The sequence below is a fragment of the Kitasatospora sp. NPDC059646 genome, from assembly GCF_042734615.1.
Classification (GTDB): Bacteria; Actinomycetota; Actinomycetes; order Streptomycetales; family Streptomycetaceae; genus Kitasatospora.
This window is the reverse complement of the sequence record NZ_JBHWDS010000013.1, coordinates 94660-120571: the sequence shown is the minus strand read 5'-3', so window position 1 is coordinate 120571 and position 25912 is coordinate 94660. Positions and strand designations below refer to the sequence as shown.

Sequence of the window (25912 nt, the reverse complement as noted above, 5' to 3'; positions counted from 1 at the left end):
TCAACACGCCCGGTGTGCGGTGCGACACCCTCCGGGCCCGCTCACCGGGCGGTCCGGCACCGGTGCTGACGGCGCGTCGGCCCTAGGGTGGCCGGGCACCGCACCCAGCAGCACCGATCGGGAGGATCCCATGACCCGCAGGACCGGCCTCGGCCGCACGCTCTCCGCCGCCGGCGCCGTCACCGCGCTGACGGTGTCGCTCTCGCTGACCTCGACCGGCTCGGCCTCCGCGGCCAGCGACTTCCTGGGGAACCTGAGGAGCAACGCCACCAACCAGTGCCTGGCCAACGACGGCGGCGGCAGCGGGAACGGCACCCTGGCGATCCAGTGGAGCTGCAACGGCAACAACGACCAGATGTGGACGTTCGAGAACACCGGCGGCGGCGCCTACGAGATCGTCAACAACTGGGGCAAGTGCCTGGAGGCCCCGGGTTGGACCACGGCGGCGGGCGCCCAGCTGGGCCAGTGGGACTGCCTCGGCAACGCGAACCAGGTCTGGTACATCGACAACTACATGACGGCGGACGCCTGGAAGATGCGCTTCCGGAACAAGAACTCCAACCTGTGCGTCAGCGTGCAGGGCGGCAGCTCCGCGAACCGCACCCCGATCATCCAGTGGTACTGCAACGACGCGGACGACCAGCGCTGGCACACCGCCTGACCGCGGTGGGCCGGCCGGGGCGGCGGTGAGGACCGACGGCCGCTCCCTCCCGGGAAGCCTCGCGGAGATATTCGTTGTACACCGTAGAAGAGTTCCTCTACGGTGTACAACGCATGCCCGGCCGTACCCGGCCGCGCCCCTTCGCGTCCGTCCCTGGGAGCCCATTTGTCACCGACGCCCGTCCCCGCGACCGCCCCGCACCCGCGCCGCTGGGTGATCCTGGCGGTGGTCTGCCTGGCCACCCTGGTGGTCCTGCTCGACAACACCGTGCTGAACGTGGCGATCCCGTCGCTGACCGAGGAGTTGGGCGCGGGCACGGCCGACGTCCAGTGGATGATCAACGCCTACGCGCTGGTCCAGTCCGGCCTGCTGCTGACGGCCGGCAGCCTCGCCGACCGGTACGGGCGCAAGCGCGCCCTGCTGGCCGGCCTGGCCCTGTTCGGAATCGGCTCCGCCACGGCCGCCTTCGCCCAGTCCTCCGGGCAGTTGATCGCGGCCCGGGCCGGCATGGGCGTCGGCGGCGCCCTGCTGATGACCACCACCCTCGCCGTGGTCGTGCAGGTCTTCCAGGGCGCCGAGGTGCCGAAGGCGATCGGCATCTGGGGGGCCGTCAGCTCGCTCGGCTTCGCGGGCGGCCCGCTGCTCGGCGGCGCGCTGCTGGCGCACTTCTGGTGGGGCTCGATCTTCCTGATCAACGTTCCGGTGGCGCTGCTCGGCCTGTTCGCCGTCACCCGCCTGCTGCCGGAGAGCCGCGACCCGGCCGGCCGCCGCCCCGACCTGCCGGGCGCGGTGCTGTCCACCGTCGGCATGGTCGGCGTGGTGTTCGCGATCATCTCCGGCCCGGTGGACGGCTGGGGTTCGACCAAGGTGCTGCTGTCCGCGGCGGTCGGCGTGCTCGCACTGGGCGGCTTCGTCGCCTGGGAGGCGCACACCCCGGCGCCGATGCTCGACATGGTGTTCTTCCGCAACCGCCGGTTCAACGGCGCGGTCGCGGGCGGCATCCTGAGCGCCTTCGGCATGGCGGGCTCGCTGTTCCTGCTCACCCAGTACCTGCAACTGGTGCTCGACTACCGGCCGCTGGAGGCCGGCCTGCGGATGTCCCCGCTGGCCCTGGTGATCGTGGCGCTCAACCTGACCGGCGTCGGCGCCCGGCTGCTGCCCAGGACCGGCTTCTCCGGCGCGATCGCCATCGGCATGGCACTGCTGGCCGGCGGTCTCGCCGTGATCGCGCTGACCGGCTCGGCGCACGGCTACGCCGGGCTGCTGGCGGGCCTGCTGCTGATGGGCTGCGGCATCGCGCTGGCCACCCCGGCGATGGCCTCGGCCCTGATGGGCGCGATCCCGCCGGAGCGGGCCGGTGCGGGCGCGGGCCTCCAGGGCACCGCCACCGAGTTCGGCGGCGGCCTCGGCGTGGCCGTGCTCGGCGCGGTGCTCGGCTCCCGCTTCGCGGCGGGCCTGCCGGACGGGGTGCCCGGCTCCGCCGCCCGGTCGCTGCCGGAGGCGCTGGCCGCCGCGCCCGACGACGGCTCCCGCGCGGCGGTGCGGACGGCGTTCGCCGACGGGCTGACGTCCAGTCAGCTGATCGGCGCGGCCGCGGTGCTGCTCGGCGGCCTGCTCTCGGCGGCGCTGCTGCACCGCGCCGACCGGCCCGCCGCTCCGGCCGCCCCGCCCGCGCAGCCGGACCCCTCACCTGCGGCTTCGCCGAGCTGACCGGCCGCCGACCTCCCCGGGCCCGCGCACCTCGCGCGGGTCCGGGCGCGTACCGTGTAGGCACCGTCAGCCCGGTTCCCCGGCATCCCGGAACGCGAAGGAGCAGCGTGGCCGTCAAGCGCGCCTCACAGGTGAAGAAGAGCGTGTGGCTCACTCCGCAGCCCGCCCGGGGCCGCCGCGGCACCCGCGCGGCGGGCGCCGCCGCCGGCGGCGCGGGCGGCCTGGACCGCGAGGTGGTCGTCGCGGCGGCGGTGCGGCTGCTGGACGAGCAGGGCGAGGCGAAGTTCTCGATGCGCGCGCTGGCGGCCCGGCTCGACGTCACGCCGATGTCGCTGTACTGGTACGTCGCCGACAAGGACGACCTGCTGGAACTGGCGCTGGACGTGGTGGCGGGCGAGATGGAACTGCCCCGGCCCACCGACGGCCTGGGCTGGCAGGACGGCCTGCGGGCGCTGGCGGTGACCTGGCGGGCGGCGATGCTGGCGCACCCGTGGGCGGTGCGGATCTACCACGACTACCTGAACATCGGGCCGAACTCGGTGCGTTTCTCGGCCCGTTCGCTGGAGATCGCCCGCGAGTCGCCGCTCCCGGAGCCGGACGCGATGGCGGCGCTGTCGGCGATCTTCCAGTACACGTACGGCTTCACCGCCACCGAGATCAACTGGCAGGAGAAGGCGGGTGCGGCCGGCACCACCACCGAGGGGCTGATCGAGGAGATCACCGAGGCGGTGCTGGAGATCCCGGGCGTCGCCGAGTCGGGCGTCGTGGTGGAGCGGCCGAAGGAGCCCGAGGCGGTGCTGCGCGAGCAGCAGTTCCACCGCGCCCTGGACTGGCTGCTGGCCGGCATGGCGGCCGGGGCCGCGGCCCGGTGAGCGCGCCCGGCGGGGCGGTCCGTCAGGTGAACTCCTGCTGGCAGCGCTCCAACCAGTCGAGTTCGGCCTTCAACTGCAGCACGGCGCCCTCGATCAGCAGCCGGGACGCGCCGTGCCCGGCGGACCGGTCGGCGCTGGCGTGCAGCCCGCGCAGGGCGGCCAGGCAGTGCGAGCGCTGGACGTCGATCAGGGTGCGGCGGTCGGCCAGCCGGGTCTGCGGGGCGAGCACCAGCTTCAGGAAGAACTCCTCGCGGACCTTGGCGCCCTCGGACGGCCGGGCGAACCAGTCGGCCAGCTCGCGCCGCCCGGCGTCGGTGAGCGCGAACACCCGCTTCGCGGGGCGGCCGTCCTGGGCGACGTCCTGACCCTCGATCAGGCCGGACTTCTCCAGCCGGCCCAGCGTGATGTACACCTGCCCGTCGTTGGTGCGCGGGTAGGCCGGGCCGAAGGTGCTCTCCAGGGCGCGGCGGAGCTGGTAGCCGTGCGCGGGGCCCATGGCGAGCAGTGCGAGCAGGGGTAGCCGCACGCGGGTGCCTCCTTGAACGTCCGGGGGGGTGCGCCGGGCGGTCGGACCGTGGTCGGCCGTGCGCCGGGCGGCGCTCCTGGGCGTTGCCCTACCCCGGTGCGCGCCCGGTTATTCGTCCGGAACCCGCCCCGGATCGGTCCAGGTGGTGGCACCCTGAGGCGCAGGAAGTGACATCCGTCCCGGCAGTCTCCTGGACACACTCTCTGGCCTATACCTAACATGCAGGTATCTCCGAGGAACTGACGGCCTGTCAGCAAGCCGGTTCCCACGCCTGTCAGCGCGACCTCCCTCGCGCGCTCCCGTGAAGGTGACGCATGATCACGTCCGTCGTCCCCGGCGATCCGCCGCGCCCCGCCGAGGTCCCCGGCCCCTCCGCCGCCGCCACCGGGGAGCGCCAACTCCCGGTCGAGCAGACGGCGCCCGCCGCCCCCGACTCCCTGTGGTGGCGGGACGCCGTGATCTACCAGGTCTACGTGCGCAGCTTCCAGGACTCCAACGGCGACGGCATCGGCGACCTGCCCGGGGTGCGCGCCCGGCTGCCGTACCTCAAGCGCCTGGGCGTCGACGGCATCTGGCTGAACCCGTTCTACCCGTCGCCGCAGCACGACCACGGCTACGACGTGGCGGACTACAAGGGCGTCGACCCGATGTTCGGCTCGCTGGAGGACTTCGACCTGCTGGTCGAGGACTGCCGCAAGCTCGGCCTGCGCCTGGTCCTGGACACCGTGCCCAACCACTGCTCCACCGAACACCCGTGGTTCCAGGACGCGCTGCTCGCCGCCCCCGGCAGCCCCGAGCGGGCCCGGTTCCACTTCGCGGACGGCCGCGGCACGGACGGCGAGCTGCCGCCCAACAACTGGCGGGCGATGTTCGGCGGCCCGGCGTGGAGCCGGATCACCGAGCCGGACGGCACCGCCGGCCAGTGGTACCTGCACATGTTCACCCCCGAGCAGCCGGACCTGAACTGGCGCAACCCGGAGGTCCCGGAGGAGTTCGAGAAGGTCCTGCGGTTCTGGCTCGACCGCGGCGTGGACGGCTTCCGCATCGACGTCGCGGCCGGCCTGTTCAAGCACCCCGAACTCCCCGACTCCCCCGACCCGGAGGCCGACGAGCGCACCCGCGACTCGGTCAACCCGCTGGCCTGGAACCAGCCCGAGGTCCACGACGTGTGGCGGTCCTGGCGGTCGATCTGCGAGGAGTACACGGCGCAGGACGGCCGGCAGCGGCTGCTGGTCGGCGAGGCGTCCGTGCCGACCCCGGCCGAACAGGCCAAGTACGTGCGGGCGGACGAACTGCACCAGGCGTTCTTCTTCCACCTGCTGCACGCGCCGTGGGACTCCGAGCACTTCCACCAGGTGATCGACGCGGCGGTGCGCGACATCACCGCGACCGGGTCCACCGTCACCTGGGTCCTCAACAACCACGACCAGGTCCGCACCACCACCCGCTTCGGCAGCCCCGAACGGGCGCGCGCCGCCGCCCTGCTGATGCTGTCGCTGCCCGGCGCGGCGTACCTGTACCAGGGCGAGGAGCTCGGCCTGCCGGAGGTCGACGACCTGCCGGACGACGTGATCACCGACCCGATCTTCTTCCGCACCGGCAGCCGCAAGGGCATCCGGGACGGCTGCCGCGTCCCGCTGCCGTGGTCCGGCACCGAGATCCCGTTCGGCTTCGGCCCCGAGGACTCCGCGCCCACCTGGCTGCCCCAGCCGCCGTCCTTCGCCGCCCACACCGCGGAGCGCGCCCTCACCGACCACGCCTCGCCCTACCACCTCTACCGCGAGGCCCTCCACCTGCGCCGCCTGCTCCCCCAGCTCGGCGAGGGCACCCTGCGCTGGCTGGAGACCCCGCCCAACGTTCTCGCCTTCACCCGCGGCGACGGCCTCCTGGTGGCCACCAACTTCGGCACCACCCCGGCCCCCGCCCCCGTCACCGGCACTCCCCTCCTCTCCTCCGCCCCCTGCCCGCCCGACGTCCTCCCTCCGGCCACCACCGCCTGGTGGATCCAGCCCCGGACGTAGCGGCACCCGCCCGCCGGATCCCCTGCCCGCGAACCCACCACGGCGCAGGGGATCTCCGGCGGGCGAGCACCGAACCGTCACCGGATCTGCACGATTCGTTGAGGTCGGGCTCCGGGGAGCCGCCGGCGGCCGAAATCACCTGATCGGCTGTTCACATGCTGGACACGCTGTCGATGAATACAGGTCAGCACTGTGACAATGGTGTGGACCACAGGTCCCACCCCGTCGCGCGGCGCGTGTCAGGCGCGTCGGCGGCGATCCTCAACGGCGAGGAGGACCAAGGGCGGCCCCCGGGACGGGGCGCCCTCGTGCACCATCCGATCCACGGAAGGTTGTGCCTTGATGCCGGCCACCCCCAGCTCTGCCGCGTCCACCGACGCCGGCGCCCGCCTGATCGAGCCGCTCTACCAGGAGGTCCTGCGGCGGAACCAGGGCGAGAACGAGTTCCACCAGGCGGTCCGCGAGGTCCTGGAGACGCTCGGCCCGGTCCTGCAGCAGCGCCCCGAACTCGTCGACGCGCGGATCGTCGAGCGGGTCTGCGAGCCCGAGCGGCAGCTGATCTTCCGCGTCCCGTGGTCCGACGACAAGGGCGGCATCCACGTCAACCGCGGCTTCCGGGTGGAGTTCTCCTCCGCCCTTGGCCCGTACAAGGGCGGACTGCGGTTCCACCCCTCCGTCAACCTCGGAATCGTCAAGTTCCTCGGCTTCGAGCAGATCTTCAAGAACGCCCTGACCGGCATGCCGATCGGCGGCGGCAAGGGCGGCTCCGACTTCGACCCCAAGGGCCGCTCGGACGCCGAGATCATGCGCTTCTGCCAGTCGTTCATGACCGAGCTGCACCGCCACCTCGGCGAGTACACCGACGTCCCGGCCGGTGACATCGGCGTCGGCGGCCGCGAGATCGGCTACCTGTTCGGCCAGTACAAGCGCATCACCAACCGGTACGAGTCCGGCGTGCTCACCGGCAAGGGCCTGGGCTGGGGCGGCGCGCAGGCCCGCACCGAGGCCACCGGCTACGGCTGCGTGATGTTCACCGAGGAGATGCTGCGCACCCGCGGCGAGAGCCTGGCGGGCCAGCGCGTGGTGGTCTCCGGCTCCGGCAACGTGGCGATCTACGCGATCGAGAAGGCCCAGCAGCTGGGCGCGACGGTCCTCACCTGCTCCGACTCGACCGGCTACGTGGTCGACGAGAAGGGCATCGACCTGGCCCTGCTCAAGGAGGTCAAGGAGTCCCGCCGCGGCCGCGTCTCGGACTACGCCGAGGCCCGCGGCCCGCACGTCAAGTACGTGGCGGGCACCGGCGTCTGGAACGTCCCCTGCGACGTGGCGCTGCCCTGCGCCACCCAGAACGAGCTGCACGAGTCGGACGCGCTGGCGCTGGTCCGCGGCGGCGTGAAGGCCGTCGCGGAGGGCGCCAACATGCCCACCACCCCCGAGGCCGTGCGGGTCTTCCAGGAGGCCGGCGTGGCCTTCGCGCCCGGCAAGGCCGCCAACGCCGGCGGCGTCGCCACCTCCGCGCTGGAGATGCAGCAGAACGCCTCCCGCGACTCGTGGACCTTCGAGCACACCGAGAACCGCCTCGGCGAGATCATGAAGCACATCCACGACTCCTGCTTCACCACCGCCGAGAAGTACGGCAGCCCCGGCAACTACGTGGTCGGCGCGAACATCGCCGGCTTCGAGCTGGTCGCCGACGCGATGCTGGCCCAGGGCCTGATCTGACGTCCGGTCATGGAGCGGGGCCCGGACCACGGCGGCGGTCCGGGCCCTTCTCGTCGGGCCTTCTCGAACGTCTCTGACTCTCGAAAGCCTCGGACGTCTCGGACGCTCGGATGTCCCGGACGCTCGGACGTCTCCGACGTCTCAGCCGCGCAGCAGCCTGCGCAGTGCCCGGCGGAACACCACCCGGCCGCACCAGGCGGTCGGCCGTTCGAACAGTGCGGGCAGGACGCCGATCCGCAGGTCCTCGCGCCAGCGCACGGCCGTCCCGCCCCGGTACGGCCGGAGCTCGATCTCGGCCCAACCCGTCACCACCGGCCCGCGCTTGACCAGCCGGAACCGGCCGGGGCCGCCGTCCTGCGGGGGTTCCCACCGGGCGACGTCCATCACGTCCGCGAAGCCGAGCCGGCCGACGCCGGTACGGGCGACCACGGTCCGGCAGTCGCCGGTGACGGTGGTGAGCGGCACCGCATCGCCGTGCCGGGGCCAGTCGGTGACGCGCCGCCAGGTCTCCTCGGGCGACAGCGCCACTGCTTCCACGATGCGGAACTCGGTCATTCGGTGATCCTATCCGCGGTCTCCGGCCCTGAGGTAGGTTGGGCCGTCGCGCCGGGCAGGGCGCCGCTCGCACGGGGGAAGAGGGGACGGCCCGCCATGGCCGACAGGAAGCGACCCGACCGGACGAAGAACGGTCCGACCCCGAAGCGCGGCGCGCGCCCGTCGCCCTCCCCGGCCGGAGCGGTCTCCCTGCTGCTCCCGCTGCTCGGGGCGGCATTCGGGGTCCTGCTGGTCCTCGGCGGACTCGGCGGGGTGCGGCAACTCGCGGAGCAGCACCGCCGACCGGAACTGCGGGTGCTGGTCGACTCCTGCGCCGTCCGCGACCACGGCCGGTCCCGCACCGTCAGCTGCCACGGCACCCGCGACCCGGGCAGCACCGACGTCATCGGTGCGCGGCTGCAACTGCACGACGCGCCGAAGGCGTACGCTCCCGGCACCGCGGTGAAGGCCCGCTGCACCTCGGACGGCGTCTGCGACGTCCTCACCGCGGGCAACCACGTCCTCGCCCTCGGCCTCGTGGTCGGCGGACTGCTGGTCACCGGCGGGGCGCTGGCCGCCTTCACCACCCGCGCCGTCGACCTGTTCGCCCCGCACCGCGCCGAAGCCCTGCGCCACCGGCTGACCCGCCGCACCACCGTGCTCGCTGCCGTCGGCGCCGTCCTGCTCACCGTCGCCGGCCTGCTCGCCCGCCTCTTCCTCTGAAGCGGTACCTTGGGGCCGCACAGCCGTTCGGGAGACAAGTGAGGGGCCGTCATGCCCCAGCAGCAGGCCGCGACAGCGCGCGGAAGCGGACCGACCCGCGCGGCCTGGGTCCGCCTGGTCGCGGCCCTGGTGGCGGCCGGTCTCGGCGTCGCGGTGCTGGCCGTGAGCCTCGCCCGGTTCCGGGAGCTGTCGGACGCCCGCAACAGTCCCCGACGCTCGCTGACCGTCAGCTCGTGCACCGTCGACCGGCGCACGATCCGCACCGCCGTCACCACCTGCCACGGCACCGTCGACGGCGTCTCCGTCCGACTGCCCGACGCGCCCCGCACCTACTCGGCGGGCACGGTGCTGACGGTGCGCTGCACGGACGACGCCACCTGCACCACCCTCACCCTCCACCACTACGCCCGACCGGTCGCCCTCCTCGGCCTCGGCCTCCTCACCGCCGGCGCGGCCCTCGGCTTCCTCGCCACCCGCAGCCTCGACCTCCTCGCCCCCGCCCGCGCGGCCGCCCTCCGCAGTCCCCGCCTCACCCGCCTCGCCCACCTGTACTGCACGGCCACCGCCCTGCTCGCCGCCGCCGGCTACCTCGGCCACCTCCTGACCTGACGTGCGTGCAGTTCCGCCGGGAGCCCGCGCGGGTGGCGAAACGGTCCCGGTGGTCGGCGGCTTCGGCTCCGGCCGGCCGCGCCGGTGCCGCCGCCAGGGGCGCGAGCCTGGCCTCGGCCTCGAACGGTTCGGTCCGGCCGCCCTCGCGGGCCTCCGGGCTGTCGCCGTCCTGCCAGGTCCACCCGCCCGACAGTGCCTCGGCGTCCGCTCCGCGGGGTCGGGGCCGACCCGACGGCGCGTCACCTCCGGTCCGCCCGCCGTCTGCACCGATAGTGGGCGAATGACCGTCCCGCACTCCGCTCCCCGCCGCCGGTCCGTTCTGCTGGCCGGGCTCGGTGGTGCCCTGACGGCGTGTTCCGCCTCGCACCCGATCGCCCGGAACTTCTCGTCTCCGTCCCCTTCCCCCACCGGCTCCCCGTTCCCCTCGCCCGCCGCGTGGCAGCCGGGGCCGGGGGAGCTCCAGCCGGACGTCAAACTCCGGGCCGTGCAGGTGGTGGAGGCGATCGGCACCTGGCCGCGGGGCGGGCAGGGCGCGGAGGCGGCCGGACAGCGGGTGGCGGCACTGGGTCTCCCGGCGGGGCTCGCCGAGCAGGGCGGGCCGCTGCTGGCGGACGCCCCGCAGGCCGCGGTGGAGGTGGTCTACGCGCAGTACGGCGGGCTGTTGAGCGATTCGGCGAGCGTCCTGGTGGTGTGCCGGCAGTGGCGGACCGGGGCGGACGGTGCGCCGCAGTCCACGGGCACCACGGTGGACGTGCGGCTGTCCCGCGCCGATCCCCGGTGGGCCGTCACCGCCCTGCACCCTGCCGGCCCCGGCCGGGCGGCGGCCGCCCTCACCGACCCGGCGACCGGGGTCCTCGCCCAGCCCCGGATCGTCCTGCCGCCGGCCGCCGTGGCCGACGTCCGCAGCGGCCAGGTGCACGACGCGGTTCTGGCCGCGATGCTGACGCTGGCCGGACCGTACAGCTACCAGGTCAGCGTGGTGCGGTCCGGCCATCCGCAGCTGGTGTTCGGCACCGACCGGCCCAGCGACCACCCGAAGGGCCTGGCCTTCGACACCTGGCAGATCGACGGCCGCCCCGTGGTCGACCCGGGCACCCCGGCCGACCTGGTCGACTCCTTCATGCGCGCCGCCGCGGCCGCCGGTTCGTACAACGTCGGGGGCCCGCGCCTGCTGTCCGGCGGTGCGACGGCGAACCAGTTCTTCAGCGACCGGACCCACCACGACCACGTGCACGCCGGATTCCCTTCCTGAACCGGGCTTCTGACCGACCGTCACCGAAGGTCTTCCCGACGCAACTCGAAATCGCTTGCGCTCCGCCCGCGACCTGCGACAACGTGTCGCCCGCCGATCGAAGGGGAGTGACGGTGAGTACGGTGTCCGCAGCGACGCGCAGGGGTGGGATGGCCGTGGCAGTGCTGGCGGCCGCGTTGACGGGGTGTACGGCGACGACGACGCCGCCGCCGGGGCCGGCACCCGCGCCGACCGGGGCGGCCTCCCCGCCGGCGACGGCCGGCGCACCCGGCCCGCACGACCCCGCGCAGGAGTCGGCCCAGCTCCGGGCAGTGCTGGCCGCACCGCAGCAACCGTTCTCGGCCATACTGTCCGTCCAGCTCACGGACGGCCCGCTCAGCGTGCGGCGGCAGGGTGCGATCAACGTGGCGGGGGACGCGCAGACCGGTGCACTCGGCGCGGTGTCGGTGCAGCAGGACGTCCGGACCCAGACCTATCTGACGGTGACCCGGGACGCCGTGTACACCCGCACCGGCGACCGGCCGTGGGTGACGTCGGCGCGCTCGACGCAGCCGCTGCTCGCCGACCACCGGCCGATGGCGGAGGCGCTGCTGCGGGCCGACCCGGGGTCCTTCCACGGCATGGCGAAGATCCGCACCCTCCGCGGCGGAACCGGCTTCCACCTGGTCGGACGCCTGCCGGTGGCCGAGCTGGCCGGGGCGCTCGATGCCGACGCCCGCGCGCACCTGGCGCAGCATCAGGTCCCGGACTGCGCGACTGACCTGCTGATCGACGGGGCGGGCCGGCTCTCCGAGCTGACGCTGAGCTGCGAGGCCAACGGCTATGCGGTCCGGTCCACCACCGGCCTGGCCGAGTTCGGCCCGGTCGCCGACACCCCACCGCCCGCCGATCTCTGACCTCCGGCACGCCGCGGCCCCGGACTCCTTCCGGAGTCCGGGGCCGGGCCGGGGCCGGTGCCATTGCCGGGGCCGGCGCCCGCCGCTGACGCGGTCTCAGCAGGCGATGCTGCCCTTGCGCAGGGCGTGGCCGCTGGTGTTGCTGTCGTCCGACCAGTACACGGGCTTGCTGCCGCCCGCGCACGCGTCGGCGCCGGAGAGCGCGAAGCCCTCGTTGTTGATGTCCGGCATGCCGGACGGGCGGTTGTAGACGGCGGTGACCGCGAACGCGCCGCTCGCGTTCACCTGGAAGGTGCGGTGCTGGCCGGAGCAGGTGTCGTCGCAGACCACCCACAGCCGGTTGGCCTGCGGCTCCCACTGGAGTTCCATCACGCCGGCCATGCCGCTGCCCACGGTGGCGACCTTGGTGAACCCGCCGGCCTCCAGCAGCACGTAGCCGTAGACGGTGCCGGAGCCCTCGACGCCGACGAAGAACACGCCGCCGGTGTGCGCGGCGTACCGGCTCGGGTCGTAGGCGGCGCCGGTGGACGCGTCCTTGAAGCCCGCGCCGGTCAGGTAGCCGTCGGGCACCCAGGCAACGCCCTCCAGGCCGAGGTTGGAGCCGGTGGCGGGCAGGTCGGCCGTGAGGTTCCACTCGCGGGTGGCGGTCAGCGTGCTGCCGCTGCCGGACACGTCGTAGCGCAGCACGGACAGCCGACTGGTGGACGAGGAGTCGGCGTTGCGTTCGCTGGAGACGTAGACGCCGCCCGCCGAGCCCGCTCCGGTGAGCGTGACGCCCTCGTCGTCGGGGGTCCCGGTGCCGCCGGGGAAGCGCAGCGCCTTGCCGGAGCCCCAGCCGTTGGCGGTGTCGGGCGTCCAGCCGCCGGAGCCGTTCGGGACCAGCCGCCACAGCTTGCCGGAGTTCTGCACGCCCCACATCACGCCGCCCTCCTGGTGGAGGCCGGACAGGTCGGTGCCGAAGACGTTGGACGCGTCGGCGGTGGCGACCGTCGAACCGCCGGGCCAGGCCACGGGCGTCGTCGAGCCGCCGCCGGTACCGCAGTTGTTGGCGGTGCCGAGGGTCGGCGTGGCGGCCTGCGTCCAGCCGCCGGTGCCGTCGGCGCAGCGCGACCAGGACGGGTCGGAGTGCGAGGTCCAGCTGAACGAGTCGACCAGCGTCGCGCCGTCGGCCAGGTACAGCCGGGCACTGTCGGCGGAGCCCAGGCCGAAGCTGCCGTGCACGTCGAACGCCTTGAAGCCGCCCGGGGCGAGGCTGGTGCCCGACGCGATCCTGTACTTGCTGCTGTTGTTGTCGTCCTTCAGGATCCACCCCGACAGGTCGATCGTCGCGGTGCCCTTGTTGTACAGCTCGATCGAGTCGTTGACCGACCCGGTCGTCACCACCTCGTTGATCCGGACGTCGTCCGCCGGCGCGGCGGCGGCCGGCGAGGCGGTCAGCACTCCGACCCCGGCGGCCGGCAGCGCCACGGCGGCCAACAGCGTCGAGAGGCGGCGACGCCACCTGGGGGCACGCGGTTCCATCACGTTCTCCGTCCCTCGCTCCAGTCTGAACACGGCGCGGACCAACCTCCCGACCCCGCCCCAACGAAGCCCCACAGCCACCTGTTCCCTTCATGAACGCCCGGCGAACCCCGCCCCGGCCCGCTCCGGGCCCCGCTCCGGGCCCCGATCCGGGAACCGGGCGCGTGCGCACCGCCGTTGACGGCCCGGGAGGCGAGGACATGAAGACCCGTCCGAAGAACGACCCCGGCCCGCCGGACCCCGAGGCGCCGTGGAACGAGGTGGTGCCCGGGCTGTGGATGGGCGGCCACCACTGGCTCGACCCCGCCGGACAGCGCCACCCGCTGCGGGTCGACGCCGAGTTCGACCTGGTGGTCAGCCTGTGGACGGCCCCCGGCCACGGGCCGGCGCCGGGCGTCGAGCACCTGGTCGCGGAGCTGCCCGACGCCGCCCTGGACGCGAGGCAACTGGCCGCCGTCCAGGCGCTCGCGGAGCGCACCGCGGCGGCCGTGGTGGCCGGACGCCGGGTACTGGTGCGCTGCCACAGCGGCTACAACCGCTCGGGACTGGTGGTCGCACAGGCGCTGATCGAGCTGGGGGCGGACCGCGCCGGTGCCGTCCGCCGGGTGCGGGAGCGGCGTTCGGCGTGGGCGTTGCACAACGAGCTGTTCGTCGCGTACCTGGAGACCGGGCTCGCCACGGCGCGGCTGCTCAGTTCGCTCGGCGCAGGCGAGGACTGACGGGACGTCGGCGGGCAGGGCGGCTTGGCGCAGGGTTAGGGGTGGGTTATCGGCTTCTTATCCGGTGGTGCCGCCGGGTGGGCCGGGGCGGGCGGTGGGCGTAGCCGGTCGGGTACGGCGACGGTAGGACGTGGGGGCGGGTGGAGGCCGATTCCGCTGGTGCCGGCCGTCGAGCGGGCCCTCGACGGCGGCTGACGGGGTGCCAGGTCGGGGGCTCGGCACGGGTGTTGCGGGTGGCCGGATGCCGCCATCCGGGGGCTGGCCGGAAATGGCAGACACTTGTCAATTGGTATAGGCCAATCGTAGCCTTCGGTCCGTTCGCGGTGTGCCGGGTCCACACCGTGCCGCCCCGGGGTCGCGCCCCGGGGTGTCGGGCGGACATGTCCGCCCCTTTTCCCCCACCATCGACCCGGCCTTTCCCGAGGAGAACCATGTCCTGGTCCCGTCGTCTGCTCACCGCGTCCGCGGTGGGCGCGGGCGCCCTGGTCGCCACCACCTTCGCCGCCGGCACCGCCGGAGCCCACGGCGCCATGTTCGGACCCGCCAGCCGCGTCGCCGCCTGCTACGCGGAGGGCCCCGAGACCCCCAAGTCCCAGGTCTGCAAGGACCTCGTCGCGGACAGCGGAACCCAGCCGCTGTACGACTGGAACGAGGTCAACATCGCCAGCGCCAACGGGCAGAGCCGGCAGATCATCCCCGACGGCCACCTCTGCTCGGCCAACCGCGACAAGTACCGCGCCCTGGACTGGGCCCGCACCGACTGGCCCGCCACCTCGGTGACGGCCGGCGCGAAGACCTTCAACTTCCGCGTCACCGCGCCCCACCAGGGCGTCATGACGCTGTACATCACCAACAGCAGCTACAACCCGACCCAGCCGCTGAAGTGGTCCAACCTGGACCTGGCGAACCCGATCGCCACCTTCGCCAGCCCGCGCACCTCGGACAACGGCTACTACAACGTCAACGTCAACCTGCCGCAGCGCACCGGCCGCCAACTGGTCTACATGGTGTGGCAGCGCACCGACAGCCCGGAGGCGTTCTACGGCTGCTCGGACGTCGACTTCGGCTCGGGCGGCACCGCCGCGGCCGGCGCGTTCGCCGCCCAGGCCCCGACCGCGCCCACCGAGGCGCAGATCGACGCGGGCGCCTCGCACTCGCTGGTCTCGCACCACGGCCACGGCGGCGACGTGACGACCGCTCAGGCCGCGACCACCGGCGCCGCGGGCGCCTCCACCACCGCCGCGTCGGTGCGCACCGACGACAGCGACAACGCGCTGCTCGGCCTGGCCGGCGCCGCACTGCTGTCGGCCACCGCCTCGGGCGTGTACCTGGCCCGCCGGATGCGCGGCGCCGCCGTCACCGCCTGACGGCCCACGAACGCCTGACTCCGGTCAGGCGGGCGGCGCGGCCCCATCCCCCACAGTTCGGGGGCCGCGCCCTCCGTCGCCCGTGCCCTGCGCCGCCCCGCGCCCCGCTCCGGCCCGTGCCCCGCTCCGGCCCGTCGCCCTCCGCCGTCCGTGATCCGCCACTGTCCGTGATCCGCCGCTGTCCGTGATCCGGCCCCGACCGCGCCGATCACCTCACCTGCGGCACGCCGAACCGTCAACTCCTCGCAAAACCGCAGGACTTCACCTTGACGGCCCGGATTGGTCTGAACCATCTTGAGTGCGCCCCCGCACCCACCGCGCAGCTGCGCGGCCGGCGCACCCGTGCATCCACTGCCCGTACGCCATGGCCCCGTGCAGTCGCACACCACGCACCACGCGCCCGCCCGGCTCCGCGCCTTGCACAGCTGCGCAATTGCCGCACTCCCCCACTCCCCCACACCGTCGAGGAGAACCCGCCCATGAGGCGCGTCACCCTGTCTCTCGCCGCCAGCGCGGCCCTGCTCGTCGCCCCGCTGGCCGCCGCCTCGGCCGGCCCGGCCGCGGCCGCCGGAGTCTCCGGACTCGTGGCCGACTACGCCGTGACCCAGAGCTGGTCGAACGGGTTCCAGGCCGGCTACACCGTCACCAACCACACCAACACGACCGTCAACAGCTGGTCGCTCTCCTTCGACCTGCCGACCGGCGAGACCGTCTCCAGCCTGTGGAACGGCACCCTCACCTCCACCAGCACCCCCACCGGCACCCACTACACGGTGACCTCGCCGACCTGGGCCGCGCCGCTCGCCCCCGGGGCCAGCGCGCCGACCGTCGGCTTCGGCGTCACCACCGGCGCCACCCAGAGCGCGCCCGTCAACTGCACCATCAACAACCAGCCGTGTGCCGGCGCGCCCGCCGACAGCGCGGCACCGACCGTCCCCGGCAACCTGCGCAGCACCGGCACCGGACCCGGCAGCGTCACCCTCGGTTGGAACGCCGCCACCGACAACGTCGGCGTGGCCGGCTACCACCTGCGCGAAGGCAGCGACGTCGTCGCCACCGTCACCGGCACCAGCGCCACCGTCCGCGGCCTGCTCCAGGGCAGCAGCCACAGCTTCACCGTCAGCGCCTTCGACGCCGCCGGCAACGAGTCCGCCGCCTCCGCGGCCGTGACCGCCACCGCGGGCTCCGGCACCACGCCCGGCACCGCCGCCCCCTACGTGGACCTCGGCGCCTACCCGACGCCCAGCCTGCCCGCGCTCTCCGCCGCCAGCGGACTCAAGGAGTTCTCGCTGGCTTTCATCATCAACGGCAGCCAGCCGTGCACCGCCAGCTGGTTCGGCGCGTACGACCCCGCCACCGGCTGGAACAAGGCCGACATGGACGCCGTCCGGGCCGCCGGCGGTGACGTCCGCCCGTCGTTCGGCGGCGCGAACGGCACCGAACTGGCTCAGTCCTGCACCACCGTGGCCTCGCTCGCCGCGCAGTACCAGAAGGTGGTGGACGTCTACGCGCTCGACCGGGTCGACTTCGACATCGAGGGCACCGCCGTCACCGACCACGCCTCCGTCGACCGCCGCTCCGCCGCCCTCGCCCAGGTGCAGGCCGCGCAGCGCGCCAAGGGCCGCGACCTGAAGGTCAGCCTCACCCTGCCGGTGCTGCCCAGCGGGCTCACCGCCGACGGCGTCTACATCCTGCAGTCCGCCAAGAACGCCGGCCTGGCCGTCGACCTGGTCAACGTCATGGCGATGGACTTCGGCGGCTGGGCCGCCCCGAGCCCCGCCGGCAAGATGGGCACCTACGCGATCCAGTCCGCCCAGTCCACACAGGCACAGATCCGCTCCGTGTGGACCAACCTGACGGACGCTCAGGCGTACGCCATGGTCGGTGTCACCCCCATGCTGGGCCAGAACGACACCGCCTCCGAGGTGTTCGGCATCTCCGACGCCCAGCAGCTGATCGCCTTCGCCCAGCAGAACCACCTCGGCGAGCTGGCCTTCTGGGAGATGACCCGGGACGCCAACGCCTGCACCGGCTCGCTGCCCAAGTGCACCAACATTCCGCAGACCCCCTACCAGTTCTCGAAGTTGTTCGCCGCGTACAACGGCTGACCGTCCGCCCCGCGGACCCACCACTGGGCCGACGACCGGTCGGCCGCCGGCGGCACCTGGCAGCGGATGCCAGGTGCCGGAGGCCGGCCGACCGGTCCGTCGTTGCCGACCCGGCTGTCACTTCCGGCCGGCCCGTCACTGCCGACCGGGCCGTCACTTCCGGCCGGCCCGTCACTGCCGACCGGCCCGTCATTGACGTGGCGTCACACCGGCAGCTGCTCCCCTTCCTTGCGAGGGCCGGGTGCCTCAGCGCCCGCGCCGTCCTCCTGGCTGCCCTCGCCCGGCTCCTCGCCCTCCGGGCGGGCGTGCATCGGGAGCAGGAAGATGGCGGCGAACACCACGGCCAGCATGCCGATCTCGGCCCACAGGGTGACCTGCTCGGCGCTGGCGAAGTCGGCGGTCTTCAGACGCTCGAAGAACACCGTGCCGAGGATGGCGCTGCCGAGCGCGGCGCCCAGCTGCTGAACGGCCGTCAGCGTGCCGGAGGCCGAACCGGTCTCGTGCGTCTCCACCGAGGCCAGCACCATGCCGAAGAACGGGGCCATCACCAGGCCCATGCCCAGGCCGGTGACCGCCAGCGCGGGCACCGTCTGCCACGGGGTGACGCCTGCGCCCTGGCTGTGCAGCGTGTACATCAGGCCCAGCACGCCGGCCGTCATCACCAGCAGGCCGACGTGCATGACCTTCCGGCCGAAGCGCTGCAGCGCCTGCGAGGCGACGAAGGCTATGACCATGCCGACCGAGGCCGGCACTCCGGCCAGGCCGGACTTCAACGGGCTGTAGTGCAGGCCGAGCTGGGTGTAGAGGCTGAACGTCAGCCAGAAGCCGGTCATGGCGGTGAAGAAGATCAGGCCGAGCACCATGCCGCCGCTGAAGCCGCGCTTGGCGAACAGGCTCGGCTCGACCAGCGGGTCCGCGCCGGCGGCCTTGCGCCGCGACTCGTACCAGCCGAAGACGCCGAACACCGCCACGCCGACCGCCAGCAGCGCGAACGCCCACAGCGGCCAGTCGTGCTCGCGACCCTGCACCAGCGGGTAGATGACGGCGGCCGCGCCGATCGCGGCGAGCAGTGCGCCGACCAGGTCGAGCCGGACCGTCCGGCCCTCGCCCTGGGCCGGCAGGAAGACCCGGCCGCCGACGAGGGCGAACAGCCCGAGCGGGATGTTGATCAGGAAGATCATCCGCCAGCCGGTGCCGGCGAAGTCGGCGTCGATCAGCCAGCCGGCCAGGATCGGGCCGCCGACCGTGGACAGGCCCATCACCGGGCCGAACATGCCGAAGGCCGCGCCCTGCTCCTTCGGCGAGAAGATCTCCTTCATGATGCCGAGGCCCTGAGGGAGCATCACCGCGCCGAGCAGGCCCTGGGCGACCCGGGCGGCGACCAGCTGCCAGGGCTCCTGGGCCAGGCCGCAGGCGAGCGAGCCGAGCGTGAACCCGGCCGCGCCGAGCATGAACATCCGGCGGCGGCCGAAGATGTCGCCCAGCCGGCCGCCGGTGATCAGGCCGATCGCCATCGCCAGCGTGTAGGCCGCGCCGAGCCACTGGATGGTGGACTCGCCGCCGCCGATGTCCTGCCGGATCGCGGGCGCGGCGATGTTCGTCACCAGCGAGTCGAGCAGGTCCATCACCTCGGCGGCGAGGATGACGAACAACGCGACCCAGCGCCAGCGGTAGGGGTCGGCCGCGCCCGCGGAGGGCGGTGCCGAAGGGGAGAGTCCGACCGCGTCGGTCATCAGGAACTCCTGGGGAATGCCGGGCGCGGGTGGACGGGCCGCGCAGAGAACGGTGTTTCTTCGAACGAACACTGTTCTACGAGTGGAGCGCCGTTCCCGTCAAACGCTTTTACCCTGACTTCTCCCCGAGCTCTTCCCCGACCCGCCCCTGAGGCTCGCCCCGAGATCCGCCCGCGGACCGGGCGCTTCGCCCACCGGTCGAACGCTGTTCGTCCAGAGTACGATGATCGCCGGTCGACAGTTCAGCGAAAGCAGGTGGCCCCGATGCCCGCGCAGATGCCCGCGATCCCGTGGCACAAGCCACGCAAGGCCGATCCGCGCCAGCCGCTGAGCCGGTCGCTGATCGTCGAGACGGCGATCCGGGTCCTGGACGCGGAGGGGCTGTCCGGGGTGACGATGCGCCGGGTCGCGCAGGAGCTCGGCACGGGCCCGGCGTCGCTGTACGCGCACGTCTCCAACAAGGAGGAGCTGTTCGACCTGATGCTGGAGCGGGTGGTGGCCGAGATCCGGCTGCCGCTCCGGCCGGAGCCCGAACGCTGGAAGGAGCAGATCACCGAGATCTGCTTCGAGGCGCAGCGGGTGCTGACGGCCCATCGGGACGTGTCGCTGGTGTCGCTGGGCAGCATCCCGATCGGCGAGAGCCAGTTGCGGATCACCGAGTTCCTGCTCGACCTGCTGCTCCGGGTCGGCCTGCCCCCGCAGGTCGCGGCCTGGGCGCTGGACGGGCTGGGCCAGCTGATCGACACCGACGCGTACGAGGCGTCCGTGTACACCGAACGGATGGCCCGGGGCACCGATCTCGGCGCGTACTTCGACCAGTTGCGCGGCTACCTGCACGACCTGCCGACCGACCGCTTCCCGACCCTCCAGGGAATGGCGGAGACCATGATGGCGGGCGACGGCGACCAGCGGTACGCGTTCAAGATCGAGGTGTTCCTGCGCGGCCTGGAGTCCTTCCTCCCGGCCGGGGCCCGCACCGCCGCGGAGGCCGGTGCTCCGGTGGGCCGCACGGGCCTGGTGTCCGAGGGGCCCGCGTGGCACGACGCGTCGGGCGGCTCCGGCCCGGCGGACGACCCCGGCCGGACGACATCCGGCCCGGCGGGCGGCACCGGACGAACGGACGGCTGACAGGGCGGCACCGCACGCCCGGCGCCACCGCAGGGCCGGGCGTCACCGCAGGGCCGGGCGTCACCGCGGGGCCGGGCGTCACCGCAGGCCACGCCCGGGCCGGGCGTCACCGCAGGGCCGGGCGTCACCGCGGGGCCGGGCGTCACCGCAGGCCACGCCGCACTGCCGGTCGAGCGCCGGCAAGGGTTGACGGCGACCGGGCACAGGTCTATACCAAAGGTCAGTCACGTCAACCTCGGCCCGGTACCCGACCGTTGACCCGGGCGCGCACCCCCACGTGGACCCCCACCGCGCGCGTCCGGGCCGCCGTCCTCGCCGCCTCCTGGAGAGGTCTTCGATGGAACGCGCACTTCCCCCACACCGCCCTGCCGGTGACACCCCGGCCCACCGTCTCCGCCGTCCGCGCCGCGCGCTGGCCGTCGCACTGTCCGTGTTCGGCCTGCTGGCCGGCGGGGTGGCCGCCGTCACCGCGTCCGGCCCGGCGAACGCCGCCACCGCGCAAGGGATCGGCTCCAACTGGTACGCCTCGGCGCCGTACCTGATGCCGGAGGACAACAGCCCGCCGGACGCGGCCGCCGTCATGGACGCCACCGGGCAGAAGGCCTTCCAGCTGGCGTTCGTCCTGGCCCAGGGCAGCAGTTGCAGCCCGGCCTGGGGCGGAACCTCCTCGATCGACTCCGACACCACCATGCCCGCCGTGATCCAGACCGTTCGCGCCAAGGGCGGCGACGTCTCGGTGTCGGTCGGCGGCTACGGCGGCACCAAGCTGGGCCAGACCTGCGGCACCCCGGAGGCGACCGCGGCCGCGTACCAGAAGGTCGTCACCAAGTACGGCCTCAAAGCGATCGACTTCGATCTGGAGGAGCCGGAGTACGAGAACACCGCAGCGATCCACAACGAGATCGGCGCGGCCCGGATCCTCCAGCAGAACAACCCGGGGCTGTACATCTCCATCACCACCGCGGGCACCAACGCCGGCACCGGCTGGTTCGGCACCCAGATGCTGCTGGAGGCCAAGTCGCAGGGGTTCACGCCGAACAACTACTCGATCATGCCGTTCGACGGCGGGTTCAACGGGGCGGCGGCGCAGACCGACGCGCTGGTGAAGTTCAACCAGATCCTGCAGAGCACCTTCGGCTGGAACGAGGCCACCGCGTACGCCCACGAGGGCGTGTCGATGATGAACGGCCGGACCGACGCGGCCGAGTACTTCCGGCAGGCCGACTTCCAGACCGTGCTGGACTTCGCTACGGCGCACAAGCTGGCCCGCTACACCTACTGGTCGGTCAACCGGGACCGGCAGTGTCCGGGCACGGTCGACCCCGGCCTGTCCGGGTCCTGCTCCAGCGTCGCGCAGAACGACTGGGACTTCACCAAGTTCACCGTGAAGTTCGCCGGGGCGACCCCGCCCACCGGCTCGCCCTCGCCGAGCGGCAGCACCTCGCCCAGCGGCGGCTCCAGCCCCTCGACGGGCACCACCCCGTGCAGCCCGGCCTGGCAGGCGGGCACCACGTACGTGGGCGGCGACAAGGCCAGCTACAACGGCCACAACTACCACGCCAAGTGGTGGACGCTGAACGAGAACCCGTCCGCCAGCGGCCAGTGGGGCGTCTGGGCCGACGACGGCCCGTGCTCCTGACCCCTCGCGCGGTGGCACGGCCGGAACGCCGGACGGGCCGCCCGCTCCCGGAAGTCCCGGGGGCGGGCGGCCCGTCCGTTCGTGCGGATCAGTCGGCCGACAGTGCGTCAGACGGTGGCGCGGTTGCGGTACTCCTCCGCGATGGCGCGGGTGGAGGGCAGGTCGGCGAGCGGCTCGCCGACCACCCGGGAGGCCAGCTCGGTCGCCACCTTGATGACGTCCTCGCGCAGTTCGGCCTCGGCCAGCACCTTGTCGGCAGCCAGCTGCACGTGCGCCTCGGCGACCAGCTGCTCACGCTGCTGGAGACCCTCGGCGCGGAGGGCGGCGACCAGGGCCGCGCCCTCCTCGGCGGCGGTCTGCCGGATCGCGGCGGCCTCGTGACGCGCGGCCGCCAGCTCCGACTGGAACTCCTTGCGCAGGCGTTCCGCCTCGGCCCGGGCGGCCTCGGCGCGAGCCAGTCCGCCGTCGGTCTTGTCGTGACGTTCGGCAAGGGTCTTTTCGATGCGCGGCAGCAGTACCTTGCCGAGCACCGCGAACAACAGGAAGAAAACGATCAGGCCGAGGATCAGCTCGGGCACATTCGGTTCGAGAGGTCCCATACTCAGTATGCTATCCGGTCACCTGACGGACCGTTCGACCGGGGCCTGTCCATTCCCCTTGCCTGTCAGGGCACTTCGGGCCCGATCAGGCTCCGGTGACCCCGTCGATGTGCTCGCGCAGCAGGTCCGCGTGACCGTTGTGGCGGGCGTACTCGGTGGTGACGTGCAGGTACGTCATCCGCAGCGACTGCTGTTCGCCGTACGCGGCGAGCGTGGCGTCCAGCGAGGCGCCGGCCACCGCGAGGTCCGCGAGACGCTGCTCCTCCAGCAACCGGTGGTACTCCTGCTCGGCCCGGGCCGGGTCCACCAGGTCGAAGTCGGCGTCCTTGTGGCCCTCGACGGCGTGCAGCGGCGGGACGTCCTCCGCGGCGAACCGGATCCGGAACCACGTCCGCTCCACCTTGGCCAGGTGGCGCATCAGGCCGAGCAGCGAGAGCGAGGAGGCCGGCAGCGGGCGCAGCGCGAGCTGTTCGCCGGTCAGGCCCTGGCACTTGTACAGGAAGGTCGAGCGGTGCCAGGCCAGGTAGTCGGGGAGCAGCTCGGCCTCGGGGGCGGTGAGCGAGCCACCGGCGCGGGTGAGGGCGGGGACGGTCCAGGTCATGAGCACGATCATGCCGAACGCCCGGTCGGTCCCACCAGAGGTTTTCCGCGCCGACGGGGCGGGCGCGGGGCGAATCGGGCGCGGCCGGGGCGGGGACGGGACGCGGCCGGCGCGGTGACGGGACTCCGCCGGGGCGGGGACGGGTGCGGGCGCGGTGGTTGGTAGCATCGCGGTGAGCCGTGACTGGCGCGCTGGGATGGACTTCACCATCGGGGAGCGGCTCCGCTCGGGACCTTCGGGTTCCGGGGTGCTGTAGCCGAGCGCCTGGGCCGTCCGAATCGTCGCCGTTCCGAACGAGGAGACCGCCTTGGCCGAGTCCCTGACCCCGCACACCTTCGGCAGCCCCGCCGCCGACACCGCCTTCCGCAGCGCCCTCGACGTGGTGCGCGACGTCGAGCCGCGGATCGCCGCGGCGATCGGCGCGGAGATCGAGGACCAGCGCGCCTCGCTGAAGCTGATCGCCAGTGAGAACTACGCCTCGCCCGCCGTGCTGCTGGCGATGGGCAACTGGCTGAGCGACAAGTACGCCGAAGGCACCCCGGGCCGCCGCTTCTACGCGGGCTGCCGGAACGTCGACACGGTGGAGTCGCTGGCCGCCGAGCACGCCCGGGAGCTGTTCGGCGCGGAACACGCCTACGTGCAGCCGCACTCCGGGATCGACGCCAACCTGGTGGCGTTCTGGGCGGTGCTCTCGCAGCGGGTGGAGAGCCCCGCCCTGCGGCGGGCCGGCGTGCGCAACGTCAACGACCTGACCGAGCAGGACTGGGCGGAACTCCGTCGCGACCTGGGCAACCAGCGGATGCTCGGCATGTCGCTGGACGCCGGCGGCCACCTGACGCACGGCTTCCGGCCGAACATCTCCGGCAAGATGTTCGACCAGCGCAGCTACGGGACGGACCCGGCGACCGGCCTGGTCGACTACGACGAAGTGCGGCGCATCGCCCTCGAGTTCAAGCCGCTGATCCTGGTCGCCGGGTACTCCGCGTACCCGCGGCTGGTGAACTTCCGCAGGATGCGGGAGATCGCGGACGAGGTCGGCGCGACCCTGATGGTCGACATGGCGCACTTCGCCGGCCTGGTCGCGGGCAAGGTGCTGACCGGCGACCTCGACCCGGTGGCGCACGCCCAGATCGTCACCACCACCACGCACAAGTCGTTGCGCGGCCCGCGCGGCGGCATGGTGCTGTGCACCTCCGAGCTGGCCGAGCACGTCGACCGGGGCTGCCCGCTGGTCCTCGGCGGCCCGCTGTCGCACGTGATGGCGGCGAAGGCCGTCGCGTTCGCCGAGGCCCGCCGCCCCGAGTTCCGGGTGTACGCCCGTCAGGTGGTCGACAACGCCCACGCGCTCGCCGAGGGCCTGCTGCGCCGCGGCGCCCGGCTGGTGACCGGCGGCACGGACAACCACCTGGTGCTGGCGGACGTCTCCTCCTACGGTCTGACCGGCCGTCAGGCCGAGGCGGCGCTGCTGGACTCCGGTGTCGTCACCAACCGCAACGCCGTCCCGCAGGACCCGAACGGCGCCTGGTACACCTCCGGCGTCCGGCTCGGCACTCCCGCGCTCACCACCCGCGGACTGGGCACGGCGGAGTTCGACGAGGTCGCGGACCTGATCCACACCGTGCTGTCCGCGACCACCGCCGCGGGCTCCTCCAAGGCGCAGTACGTGCTGGACGGGGCCGTCCGCGACGCGGTCGCCGAGCGCGCCGTCGACCTGCTGGCCGGACACCCGCTCTACCCCGGCATCACCCTCGGCTGACCCGGTTCCTCCCCTCCGAGGGCGCGTCCCCGTCCGGACGCCCCGCCCACGGCCCGGGCTGCGGTCTTCCCCGCCGCGCCCGGGCCTTCCCCGCTCCGACGACCGGTCAGCCCGGGACCACGGCACCCACTGCCGGGCCCGCGCCCACCCGGACACCGACCCCGTCCACCCGGCGGTCGCGCTCCGCAGCAACCCCGAGGCGACGACCGACCGCCCGAGCCGCCACGGCCTGACGGCAGGTCAGGACGCCGCACCGGCCGACGACCCGGCGAGCACGCCCCTCCGAGCGCGACCGTTCGAGCACGACCTTGCGAGCACGACCCTCCGAGCACGACCCTGCGAGCACGACGGCCTGGCCGACGGGCTCCGCGAGCCATGCGGCAACACGGCGCAGGCCCCGGCGACCCGAGTCCCGGTGCCGCCGGCCACGCCCCCGTCATTCCGGACGCCGCCCGTGGCCCGGCGGGCCGTCCCTGGACCGGGCACGCCTAGGATGACCGCCGTGATGACGGACGAACCGATGACGGCCCTGGACGGCCCCGCCGTCCCCGGGGTGCGCAACTTCCGGGACGCGGGCGGAGCCGGCGCGCTCCCCCGTGGAGTGCTGTACCGCTCCGGCGCGCTCGACCGGCTGACGCCCGACGGCGTGCGGACGCTGCGCGACCTCGGGGTGCGCACCGTCCTCGACCTGCGCAGCACACCGGAGACCGTCGCCCGGCCGGACGCGCTCGACGGCAGCGGCATCCGGCACCTGCACGTCCCGGTCTTCGCCGAGCAGCGCTGGCCCGAGGAGCCGGCCGAGCTGTACCCGCTGATGGCCGAGCTCGCCGGACGCCCGACCGTCGCCGCGATCCGGGCGCTGCTCAGCGCCGACCACCGGGCCGTCCTGGTGCACTGCGCCTCCGGCAAGGACCGCACCGGTGTGGTCGTCGCACTGCTGCAGTCGCTGCTCGGTGCGGGGGAGCCGGAGATCCTCTCGGACTTCCTGCGCTCCAACGCCGCGCTCGGGCTCACCGCCCCCGACCCCGCCGTCCCCGGCCACGCCACCCGCCCGGTCGCGGCCGTCCACCTGCGCCGCGCCCTGCTGTCCGTCCGCTCCCAGCACGGCACGCTGGACGACCACCTGCGGGCGCACGGCGCGCGAACGTCCGAACTCGCCGCCCTGCGCTCCGAGTTCCGCTCCGCAGATTGCCCGTAGCGGCCTTCCCGGCGCTA

General features: G+C 73.5%; 22 protein-coding genes and 1 riboswitch. Of the genes, 16 read left to right on the top strand and 6 right to left on the bottom strand.

Annotated features, from left to right (window positions below; translation table 11 throughout):
• Positions 1-130 precede the first annotated feature (130 nt).
• The 3 genes from ACFV1L_RS12030 to ACFV1L_RS12020 all read left to right on the top strand — a co-directional run bounded on the left by ACFV1L_RS12030 (position 131) and on the right by ACFV1L_RS12020 (position 3243).
• Positions 131-661, top strand: coding sequence for an RICIN domain-containing protein (locus tag ACFV1L_RS12030; RefSeq protein WP_380365135.1), 531 nt, complete (start codon positions 131-133; stop codon positions 659-661).
• A 165-nt stretch (positions 662-826) separates the two neighbouring features.
• On the top strand, positions 827-2371 hold the full coding sequence (locus ACFV1L_RS12025; RefSeq protein WP_380365134.1) for an MFS transporter: 1545 nt from the start codon (positions 827-829) through the stop codon (positions 2369-2371).
• 107 nt (positions 2372-2478) lie between these two features.
• The gene (locus tag ACFV1L_RS12020) at positions 2479-3243 is read left to right on the top strand and encodes a TetR/AcrR family transcriptional regulator (protein ID WP_380365133.1); all 765 of its coding nucleotides are present in this window, start codon (positions 2479-2481) and stop codon (positions 3241-3243) included.
• Between the two features lie 22 nt (positions 3244-3265).
• Here the strand turns inward: ACFV1L_RS12020 and ACFV1L_RS12015 are convergent, their stop codons facing one another.
• Entirely contained in the window at positions 3266-3769 is a 504-nt protein-coding gene (locus tag ACFV1L_RS12015; RefSeq protein WP_380365132.1) for a helix-turn-helix transcriptional regulator, read from the bottom strand.
• 314 nt (positions 3770-4083) lie between these two features.
• Here ACFV1L_RS12015 and ACFV1L_RS12010 point away from each other — a divergent pair, with 314 nt between their 5' ends.
• Together ACFV1L_RS12010 and gdhA are read left to right on the top strand one after the other, a co-directional pair.
• A complete protein-coding gene (locus tag ACFV1L_RS12010; protein WP_380365131.1) occupies positions 4084-5790 on the top strand; it encodes a glycoside hydrolase family 13 protein in 1707 nt (568 codons plus the stop codon).
• A 342-nt stretch (positions 5791-6132) separates the two neighbouring features.
• Positions 6133-7512, top strand: a complete 1380-nt coding sequence (gdhA, locus tag ACFV1L_RS12005) for an NADP-specific glutamate dehydrogenase (RefSeq protein ID WP_380365130.1) — start codon at positions 6133-6135, stop codon at positions 7510-7512.
• 141 nt (positions 7513-7653) lie between these two features.
• On the opposite strand, the gene ACFV1L_RS12000 is transcribed toward gdhA, so the two are convergent.
• A complete protein-coding gene (locus ACFV1L_RS12000) occupies positions 7654-8067 on the bottom strand; it encodes an SRPBCC family protein (protein ID WP_380365129.1) in 414 nt (137 codons plus the stop codon).
• A gap of 96 nt (positions 8068-8163) precedes the next feature.
• On the opposite strand from ACFV1L_RS12000, the gene ACFV1L_RS11995 reads away from it, so the two are divergent.
• The 4 genes from ACFV1L_RS11995 (at position 8164) to ACFV1L_RS11980 (ending at position 11526) form a co-directional block, all read left to right on the top strand.
• Entirely contained in the window at positions 8164-8769 is a 606-nt protein-coding gene (locus ACFV1L_RS11995; protein WP_380365128.1) for a hypothetical protein, read from the top strand.
• Positions 8770-8820: 51 nt separating this feature from the next.
• Positions 8821-9378, top strand: a complete 558-nt coding sequence (locus tag ACFV1L_RS11990; RefSeq protein WP_380365127.1) for a hypothetical protein — start codon at positions 8821-8823, stop codon at positions 9376-9378.
• 280 nt (positions 9379-9658) lie between these two features.
• Entirely contained in the window at positions 9659-10630 is a 972-nt protein-coding gene (locus ACFV1L_RS11985) for a hypothetical protein (protein WP_380365126.1), read from the top strand.
• 149 nt (positions 10631-10779) lie between these two features.
• A complete protein-coding gene (locus tag ACFV1L_RS11980) occupies positions 10780-11526 on the top strand; it encodes a hypothetical protein (protein ID WP_380365125.1) in 747 nt (248 codons plus the stop codon).
• A 96-nt stretch (positions 11527-11622) separates the two neighbouring features.
• Here the strand turns inward: ACFV1L_RS11980 and ACFV1L_RS11975 are convergent, their stop codons facing one another.
• The gene (locus tag ACFV1L_RS11975; RefSeq protein ID WP_380365124.1) at positions 11623-13047 is read right to left on the bottom strand and encodes a lamin tail domain-containing protein; all 1425 of its coding nucleotides are present in this window, start codon (positions 13045-13047) and stop codon (positions 11623-11625) included.
• 200 nt (positions 13048-13247) lie between these two features.
• On the opposite strand from ACFV1L_RS11975, the gene ACFV1L_RS11970 reads away from it, so the two are divergent.
• From ACFV1L_RS11970 to ACFV1L_RS11960, 3 genes are all read left to right on the top strand, one after another.
• Positions 13248-13766 carry a protein phosphatase gene (locus tag ACFV1L_RS11970; protein ID WP_380365123.1) on the top strand — a complete coding sequence of 173 codons (519 nt, stop codon included), beginning with the start codon at positions 13248-13250 and terminating at the stop codon, positions 13764-13766.
• Positions 13767-14197: 431 nt separating this feature from the next.
• Positions 14198-15133, top strand: a complete 936-nt coding sequence (locus ACFV1L_RS11965; protein ID WP_380365122.1) for a lytic polysaccharide monooxygenase — start codon at positions 14198-14200, stop codon at positions 15131-15133.
• A gap of 479 nt (positions 15134-15612) precedes the next feature.
• Positions 15613-17241 carry a cellulose binding domain-containing protein gene (locus ACFV1L_RS11960; protein ID WP_380365121.1) on the top strand — a complete coding sequence of 543 codons (1629 nt, stop codon included), beginning with the start codon at positions 15613-15615 and terminating at the stop codon, positions 17239-17241.
• A 203-nt stretch (positions 17242-17444) separates the two neighbouring features.
• On the opposite strand, the gene ACFV1L_RS11955 is transcribed toward ACFV1L_RS11960, so the two are convergent.
• Positions 17445-18974 carry an MFS transporter gene (locus tag ACFV1L_RS11955; protein WP_380365120.1) on the bottom strand — a complete coding sequence of 510 codons (1530 nt, stop codon included), beginning with the start codon at positions 18972-18974 and terminating at the stop codon, positions 17445-17447.
• 264 nt (positions 18975-19238) lie between these two features.
• On the opposite strand from ACFV1L_RS11955, the gene ACFV1L_RS11950 reads away from it, so the two are divergent.
• Together ACFV1L_RS11950 and ACFV1L_RS11945 are read left to right on the top strand one after the other, a co-directional pair.
• Entirely contained in the window at positions 19239-20102 is an 864-nt protein-coding gene (locus tag ACFV1L_RS11950) for a TetR/AcrR family transcriptional regulator C-terminal domain-containing protein (RefSeq protein WP_380365119.1), read from the top strand.
• Between the two features lie 337 nt (positions 20103-20439).
• Positions 20440-21741, top strand: a complete 1302-nt coding sequence (locus ACFV1L_RS11945; protein WP_380365118.1) for a carbohydrate-binding protein — start codon at positions 20440-20442, stop codon at positions 21739-21741.
• Positions 21742-21848: 107 nt separating this feature from the next.
• On the opposite strand, the gene ACFV1L_RS11940 is transcribed toward ACFV1L_RS11945, so the two are convergent.
• Positions 21849-22340: a hypothetical protein gene (locus ACFV1L_RS11940; RefSeq protein ID WP_380365117.1), complete on the bottom strand. Its 492-nt coding sequence runs from the start codon at positions 22338-22340 to the stop codon at positions 21849-21851.
• An 85-nt stretch (positions 22341-22425) separates the two neighbouring features.
• A complete protein-coding gene (locus ACFV1L_RS11935) occupies positions 22426-22941 on the bottom strand; it encodes a DinB family protein (protein WP_380365116.1) in 516 nt (171 codons plus the stop codon).
• Positions 22942-23110: 169 nt separating this feature from the next.
• Positions 23111-23218: riboswitch (ZMP/ZTP riboswitch) on the top strand.
• A 30-nt stretch (positions 23219-23248) separates the two neighbouring features.
• On the opposite strand from ACFV1L_RS11935, the gene ACFV1L_RS11930 reads away from it, so the two are divergent.
• Both ACFV1L_RS11930 and ACFV1L_RS11925 read left to right on the top strand, forming a co-directional pair.
• Positions 23249-24697, top strand: coding sequence for a glycine hydroxymethyltransferase (locus tag ACFV1L_RS11930; RefSeq protein WP_380365115.1), 1449 nt, complete (start codon positions 23249-23251; stop codon positions 24695-24697).
• A gap of 505 nt (positions 24698-25202) precedes the next feature.
• Positions 25203-25895 carry a tyrosine-protein phosphatase gene (locus ACFV1L_RS11925; RefSeq protein WP_380365114.1) on the top strand — a complete coding sequence of 231 codons (693 nt, stop codon included), beginning with the start codon at positions 25203-25205 and terminating at the stop codon, positions 25893-25895.
• The last annotated feature ends 17 nt before the right edge of the window (positions 25896-25912 follow it).